Raw genomic sequence first — 7,015 nt, forward strand, 5'->3', positions numbered from 1 at the left:
CGGCCCGGCCTGTCGCGTCGCGCCGATGCCACCAGCCCGCAGCAGATTCCGAACATCATGCGCAATCCTGTTCCCCGTATTTATCTGTTCGGCGACGAGGCCATCGTCTGCGAAACGCCCGCGCCGGCCACGCTCGACGTGCAGCGCCGCATCTGGGCGGTGGCCGCGCTCGCGCGCCATTGGGACGCCGTGCGCGAAGTCGTGCCCGGCATGAATAACCTGACGATCACATTCGACGTGCTGACAGCCGATACCGCCGCGCTCACGAGCGCGCTCGAAGCCGCCTGGCACGACGCCGACGCGTCCTTGCCGGACGCCGCCGAAGGCCGCGAAGTCGACATTCCCGTCCACTACGGCGGCACAGCGGGGCCCGATCTGGCGGAGGTCGCGCGGCACACGGGACTCGCTCCCGCCGATGTCGTCGCGCGCCACGCCGCGGGCGTCTATACGGTGTTCTTCCTCGGCTTCCAGCCGGGCTTCGCCTATCTCGGCGGCCTCGACGCCGCCCTGCACACGCCGCGCCGGCGCGAACCGCGCATGGCCGTGCCCGCCGGTTCGGTCGGCATCGGCGGCGCGCAGACGGGCATCTATCCCGCCCGGGCGCCCGGCGGCTGGCAACTGATCGGCCGCACCTCGCTCAGCCTGTTCGATCCGGCACGCAATCCGCCCACCCTGCTGCTGCCGGGGGACCGCGTGCGCTTTGTCGTCGAAAGCCTCGACGAGACCGTCAGCGAGGAGCGCCACGCATGATCGAGGTACTTCGCGCAGGCCTGCTCACCACGGTTCAGGATCTCGGCCGGCCCGGCTACCGGCATCTGGGCGTCGCCACCGGCGGCGCGCTCGACACGCTCGCGCTCGAAGTGGGCAACCGGCTGGTCGGCAACCGGCCCGACGCGGCCGGACTCGAAATCACCTTCGGCCCGGTGGCGCTGCGCTTCGCGCGCGCGACCCGCGTGGCGATCACCGGCACCGACTTCGGCGCGACGCTTCGCGGCAAGCCGGTGTGGTCGTGGTGGAGCCTGCCGGTCGCGGCGGGCGACGAACTCGTGCTCGCGGGCGCGAAGCGCGGCATGCGCGCCTATGTGAGCGTGGCGGGCGGCATCGACGTCTTGCCGATGCTCGGCTCGCGCAGCACCGATCTCGCGGCCGGTTTCGGCGGTCTGGCGGGACGCGTGCTCAAGGACGGCGACCGGCTCGCCACCGGCGCCTCGTTCGCCCCGGGCGGCGAGCGGCCATCGCTCGCGCCCGGCGCGCCCGCGTTTGGCGTGAAGGCGCCCTCGCAATGCGGCTTCGTCTATGTGGACGAACCGCATCACCGGCGCGGCCGCCATCCGGACGGCGTGCTCTGGGCCGCGCCCGTGCGCGTGTTGCGCGGCCCGGAGTACGACAGTTTCACGCCCGACGCGCAGCGCGCCCTCTGGTCCGACGAGTGGCAGGTCACGCCCAACAGCAACCGCATGGGCTATCGGCTCGAAGGCACGCCGCTCGTGCGGGGCCCAGCCGAACGCAGCCCCGAGTTGCTGTCGCACGCGGTGCTGCCCGGCACGATCCAGGTGCCGCCCAACGGCCAGCCCATCGTATTGATGAGCGACGCGCAGACGACGGGCGGCTATCCGAAGATCGGCGCCGTGATCCGGGCCGATCTCTGGAAGCTCGCGCAGGCGCGGCTGACTGCCGGCGTGCGTTTCGTCGAGACGACACCGGCCGCCGCGCGCCGCGCGCTCCAGGAAGAGCGCGCGTACCTGCGCCAGATCGACACCGCGATCGCGATGCAGGACGAACGCCGCGCGAAGGTTCGCTAACGAGTCGACGGCCGCGGCCGTTAATAGAGCGGTGAGGAAGCGGCAGCCGCCGCACCGCCATGGAAGGCAGCACAACAGAACAGGCATCAAGCGCCCCCGACCGCCCAGGACCGTGCGGTCAGGCGGGCGTCAGGCAATACGGAGAGAGAACCATCATGACCACCATCGATCTGAACGCCGATCTCGGCGAAGGCTGCGGCTCCGACGAGGCGCTACTCGAACTCGTGAGCTCGGCCAATATCGCCTGCGGCTGGCACGCGGGCGGTGCCAACGCGATGCGCGAATGCGTGCGCTGGGCCGTCAGCAAAGGCGTGTCGATCGGCGCGCATCCGAGCTTCAACGACCCCGAAAACTTCGGCCGCAAGGAGATGGACCTGCCCGCCGAGGAGATCTACGCGGGCGTGCTCTATCAGCTGGGCGCGCTGTCGGCGATCGCGCAGGCCGAGGGCGGACGCATCGCACACGTGAAGCCGCACGGCGCGCTCTACAACCAGGCCGCGCGCGACGCGAAGATCGCCGACGCGATCGTCTCCGCCGTGCACGACTTCGATCCCTCGGTGACGGTGTTCGCGCTCGCGGGCAGCGGGCTCGTGGCCGCCGCCCGCGAGGCGGGGCTCGTCGCCATCGAGGAAGTGTTCGCCGACCGCGGCTATCGCGCCGACGGCTCGCTGGTGCCGCGCAGCGAGCCGGGCGCCCTGCTCGACGACGAAGACACCGTGCTCGCGCGCACGCTCGCGATGATCCGCGAGCAGCGCGTACAGGCCGTCGATGGCGTGTGGGTGCCGCTCAACGCCCAGACCATCTGTCTGCATGGCGACGGCCCGCATGCGCTGGCGTTCGCGCGGCGCATCCGTGAAGCGCTCGACGAAGCGGGTATCGGCGTGCGCGCGGCAGGCGCGAGCGAGGCCTGAGCGCGTCAGGCGTGCACGATCTCCGGCATGTCCCGCATCGCCTCGGCGAACTGCGGGAAATGCCGCGCGATTAGCGCGTCGGGCAGGATGTACTGCGGAAAGCTCGCCGACGTGTTGTACGCATGCAGCACATGCACGCACAGACCGATGTCGTCGGCGACCAGCGTCAGGTTCGCGCCGCGCGCCAGCGCCGCGAGCGCGAAGACGCCGTCCTCGTTGAACGAGGACGGCTCGAACGGCCCCGCCGCCCAGAGGCGCTTCGTATAGACATAGCTAAAGCCGTAGCCCAGGTGGTTGTCGGCGAAAGCCTTGTGCTCGGCTGGAAAGCTGAGCGAGGTCATCGGTTGTGGGCTCCAGCGGAAGTGCAGCCCGCTCTTGCGCAGCGTGTCCCACCAGGCGAACTTGCCGTAGACGCGGCTATACAGAAAGAAGGCGCTGAGCTTGACCATCTCCGCCTCGCGCGCGCTCAACTGGCCGAGCATCATGCGCAGATAGCCCGGCGCATAGAACTCGTCGTCGTCGAAGTGGGCGATGACGTCGGCGCGCGCGAGATCCGCCGCGAGATTGCGCTTCTCGCCGATGCTCATGCGCCGCGTGACGTGCCGGTAACGCACGCGCGGGTCGTCGAGGCTTGCCATGAACGCGCTCGGCACCGCGCTGTCGTCGATCACGATCCACTCGCGCGCGCCCACGTCCTGATGGGCGAACGAGCGGTAGGCGAACGGCAGCATGGCCTCGCGTTCCCAGGTAGGCGTGATGATGCTGACGACAGGGGCGCTGACGACAGGGGCGCTGACGGCAAGCGCGTCGGTCCTGGCGATCGGTGATTTCGGCATGATGCGGCAAGGGAGCAGAGAAAAATCCCATCGTAGAAGCGGCGCTCGCGAACCGATATCGGATTCCAACTAAAGGCGAAGCCGTGCGCGACGGCTCCCTATGGCTGCATCAGCCTGCCCCGCATTTTCGGATTTTTCTGATCCTCGTTGCGGGGCCGGAACCCTATCTTGTTAGATTCCTTTGACAATCCGGTCAGCGGCCCGCGCAGCCTGCCCGGCGCGTGCGGCACCCGCTAGCCGCACGATCCCCATGACTTCCCATGTTCCCGGCTCCGGGCCGTTCGCCGATACCACGTCGACCGTAGCGCCCACCGATGCATCGCAAGCCGCGGTGGCCGAAGCCACGCCAGCCGTCAGCCTGGCCGATGCGCTCGCAGCGCACAGTGCCGGCCGTCTCGACGAAGCACAGGCCCTCTATCGCGTACTGATCGAACACGATCCCGCACAGCCCGATGCGCTGCACTACCTCGGCGTCGCGCGCCATCAGCAAGGCGACCATCGCGGCGCGCTCGGCTTGATGGACCGCGCGCTTCAGCACGCACCCGGCGACGCTGGCTGCTGGAGCAATCGCAGCCTCGCCGCGCGGGCGCTGGGGCTGCATGGCGAAGCCGCGGAGAACCTGCGCGAGGCGCTGCGCCTGAATCCCGGTTTCGCCGATGCGCATAACAATCTCGCGCTCACGCTGTGCGATCTGGGCGACCTCGCGGGCGCGGTGCGTCACTGCCGTGCGGCGCTCGGGCTGAACCCGGCGTTCGCCGACGCGCGCCTTAACCTCGGCAGTGTGCTCGCCCGGCTAGGCCGCTACGAAGAAGCCGTGGCGTGCTATCGCGAGGCGCTCGCCCAGGCCGCCAACGACGCCGCCCTGCACTTCAATCTCGCCAACGCCTTGCGCGCACTCGGCGACGACACCACCGCCATCGCGCATTACCGTCAGGCCGTCGAATTCGCGCCCGGCTATGCGGCCGCGTGGGTGAATCTGGGCACGGCGCTAGGTCAAACCGGCGACTACCGCGAGGCCGAAAGCTGCTATCGGCAGGCCGTGGCACTGGAGCCGAACGCGACGAACCTCGTGTGCCTCGGCGCGTCGCTCGGCGCCCAGGGCCGCAACGACGAGGAAGCGCCGTACTACGAGCAGGCGCTGCAACACGATCCCGAGCACGCCGACGCGCGCCAGAACCTCGTCTGGCTCAAGCTCAAGCGCGGCGAGTATCGCGAAGGCTGGGCCGAGTACGCGCGGCGCTGGCGAGCCTGCGACTACGCGCCGTTCGATATCGAAGGCATTGCGCAGTGGCAGGGCGAACCGCTCGACGGCAAGCGCGTGCTGCTCGTGCATGAGCAGGGTTTTGGCGACCAGATCCAGTTCGTGCGCTACGCCACGGAGATCGCCGCGCGTGGCGCGCGTGTCGACGTTTGCATCACGCAGCCCTTGCAGGTGCTCGCGCAATCGGTGCCGGGCGTGCACCGCGCCTGGACCGGCAAGCCCGCGGGCGACTACGACTACTGGATCTACGTGATGAGCGCGCCAGCCGTCTGCGGCACCGAGCTCGACACGATCCCGGCCACGGTGCCCTATCTGTTCGCGCGCGAGGTCGAGATCGCGGCGTGGCAGCTACGCGTGCAGGCGGCCATGCAAGCCGACGTCGCGCGCACGGCAGGCAAGATAGCGGGCCATCGCAAGATCGGTCTGGTCTGGGCGGGCAATCCGGGCTTCTACAACGACCGCAACCGCTCGATCGCGCTCACGGCGCTCAAGCCGCTCTTCGCGCTCGACAAGCTCAGCTGGTTTTCCTTGCAGAAAGGCGACGCCGCGCGCGCCCAGCTTGCGGCGCTGGAAAGCGAAACGGTCATCCACGATTTCAGCGACGATCTGCGCGACTTCGGCGACACGGCCGCGCTCATCATGAACCTGGATCTCGTGATCGCTGTGGATACCTCGGTTGCGCATCTGGCGGGGGCGCTCGGCAAACCGGTCTGGATCCTCGTGCCTGCGAATGGCGAATGGCGCTGGTTGGAGAAGCGCGCAGACTCGCCGTGGTATCCCACGGCGCGGCTCTTTCGTCAGCAGGCCGTGGGCGACTGGGACGCGGCGATCGAAGCATTGCACGAGGCGCTCGCCCAGAAGCCGAAGCGCGTGAGCACGCGCAAGCCTGCGGCAAAGACGGATCAGGCGGAGAAAGCCCCGCGCGAGCGCAAGGCGGCGCGAGACGCCGCGCCGGTCAACCCGGATCGACCGTAAACCCGCGCTGACGCAGCAGTTGCAGCACGCCCTTGCGGCCGCCCAGATGGAGCGAGCCGATCGCTACGAAGAGCGGCTTGTTCGGCGCGGTGTACTGCTGCATGCGCGCGACGAAGCGCCGGTTGCGCTCATAGACGATGCGGTTGTCCACCGAGGCCGCCACACGCGGGTCGTGCGAGAGCTTTTCGGTGCGCGCGTTTTCCCAGGCGGCGATCGCATCGGCGTCGCCCACACGCCAGAGACGCAGAAGCGTCTGCACATCGGCGAGATTCTGCGCGGGCGTCTGCCCAAGGTCTTGCGCCAGCATCTCGCGCTGCTGCGCGAGGTTGAGGTTCGTGAAGGCGCGCATCTGTTCGCCCAGCGTTTCCAGACCGACGATGCGCCGCCCTTTCAAACGCAGAAAGACGTTCTGCAATTGCGCTTCGGTGCCGTACTCGGTCTGCAAACCCGCGCTCAGCGAGTCGTAGGTTTCCACCAGCAGCGAGGCGAGCCACGGTTTCATCTTGCGGATTTCGGCCAGCGCCTCGGGATTGCCGCGCAGACGCGCCGCGAGCTTCGCCCAGAGCGGCTCGGGCAGCATCTGTTCGAGACAGGGTCGCCTGCATACGCCGTATTTCGACACATCGTCCTGCGAGACGAGCAGATCGTCGGGCGAGAGTTCGAGCGCGAGCGTCGGCGACGCATTGAGCGCCGCGAGAATCGGCTGCCGGAACGGCTGGTTCGGCGGGTAGTCGACGGGGTCGCCCACGTGCAGCGTGCCGAGCAGATAGATCGTGGTGGTGCCGCGCGTAGCGACATAGAACGGCATGCGGGCCGGTTGCGTACGCACCGGGCCACCGGCGGTCGTGCCGGATGCGTAGCTCGGCACGGCGGGCGGCGAATGGAAACCTGGCAGGCTGCCGCCGGAGGGCAGACGCGAAGTCGGCACGGGTGGGCGTACGCCGGGCGTGTTGGCGGCCGCGCCCGCGCCGAACGCGCGGGGCATGAACGCGCGGGCGGCAGCAGCGCCGGCGTGACCACTGAACAGACCACCCGGCGCGCCGGCCAAACGCAGCGGCCGGTCGAGCGAAGGCCCAAGCGCCACGGCGAGCGCGAGCGCCGCGCCCATCGCGGCGCGCGCCGTTCGCCCCCAACGCTGGACCCACGCACGTATCTTCAAAGCGGCGCGACGGCCGCCTTTACGTTGGCGGCGCGCAAAACGACGCGCCGCCGTCGCTTCAAGCATCCTGG

6 protein-coding genes are annotated in these 7,015 nt (G+C 69.2%); 4 read left to right on the forward strand and 2 right to left on the reverse strand.

Annotated elements, in window-relative coordinates:
- The first annotated feature begins 57 nt into the window (after positions 1 to 57).
- The 3 genes from pxpB (at position 58) to pxpA (ending at position 2,713) form a co-directional block, all read left to right on the forward strand.
- Positions 58 to 750, forward strand: a complete 693-nt coding sequence (gene pxpB, locus U5782_RS39490) for a 5-oxoprolinase subunit PxpB (protein WP_322049295.1) — start codon at positions 58 to 60, stop codon at positions 748 to 750.
- Positions 747 to 1,802, forward strand: a complete 1,056-nt coding sequence (locus tag U5782_RS39495) for a biotin-dependent carboxyltransferase family protein (protein WP_322049289.1) — start codon at positions 747 to 749, stop codon at positions 1,800 to 1,802. Before pxpB ends, U5782_RS39495 begins: the two co-directional genes overlap by 4 nt.
- A gap of 155 nt (positions 1,803 to 1,957) precedes the next feature.
- Positions 1,958 to 2,713: a 5-oxoprolinase subunit PxpA gene (pxpA, locus tag U5782_RS39500; protein ID WP_322049290.1), complete on the forward strand. Its 756-nt coding sequence runs from the start codon at positions 1,958 to 1,960 to the stop codon at positions 2,711 to 2,713.
- A 5-nt stretch (positions 2,714 to 2,718) separates the two neighbouring features.
- On the opposite strand, the gene U5782_RS39505 is transcribed toward pxpA, so the two are convergent.
- The gene (locus tag U5782_RS39505; protein WP_322049291.1) at positions 2,719 to 3,549 is read right to left on the reverse strand and encodes a glycosyltransferase family 2 protein; all 831 of its coding nucleotides are present in this window, start codon (positions 3,547 to 3,549) and stop codon (positions 2,719 to 2,721) included.
- A gap of 250 nt (positions 3,550 to 3,799) precedes the next feature.
- Here U5782_RS39505 and U5782_RS39510 point away from each other — a divergent pair, with 250 nt between their 5' ends.
- Positions 3,800 to 5,785 (forward strand): tetratricopeptide repeat protein, encoded by a 1,986-nt coding sequence (locus tag U5782_RS39510; RefSeq protein ID WP_322049292.1) that lies wholly within the window; start codon positions 3,800 to 3,802, stop codon positions 5,783 to 5,785.
- On the opposite strand, the gene U5782_RS39515 is transcribed toward U5782_RS39510, so the two are convergent.
- Positions 5,766 to 7,010: a TraB/GumN family protein gene (locus tag U5782_RS39515; protein WP_322049296.1), complete on the reverse strand. Its 1,245-nt coding sequence runs from the start codon at positions 7,008 to 7,010 to the stop codon at positions 5,766 to 5,768. The two genes, U5782_RS39510 and U5782_RS39515, sit on opposite strands and share 20 nt — an antisense overlap.
- Positions 7,011 to 7,015 lie beyond the last annotated feature (5 nt).

The sequence above is a fragment of the Paraburkholderia sp. J67 genome, from assembly GCF_905220265.1.
In the GTDB taxonomy this organism is placed as follows: domain Bacteria; phylum Pseudomonadota; class Gammaproteobacteria; order Burkholderiales; family Burkholderiaceae; genus Paraburkholderia.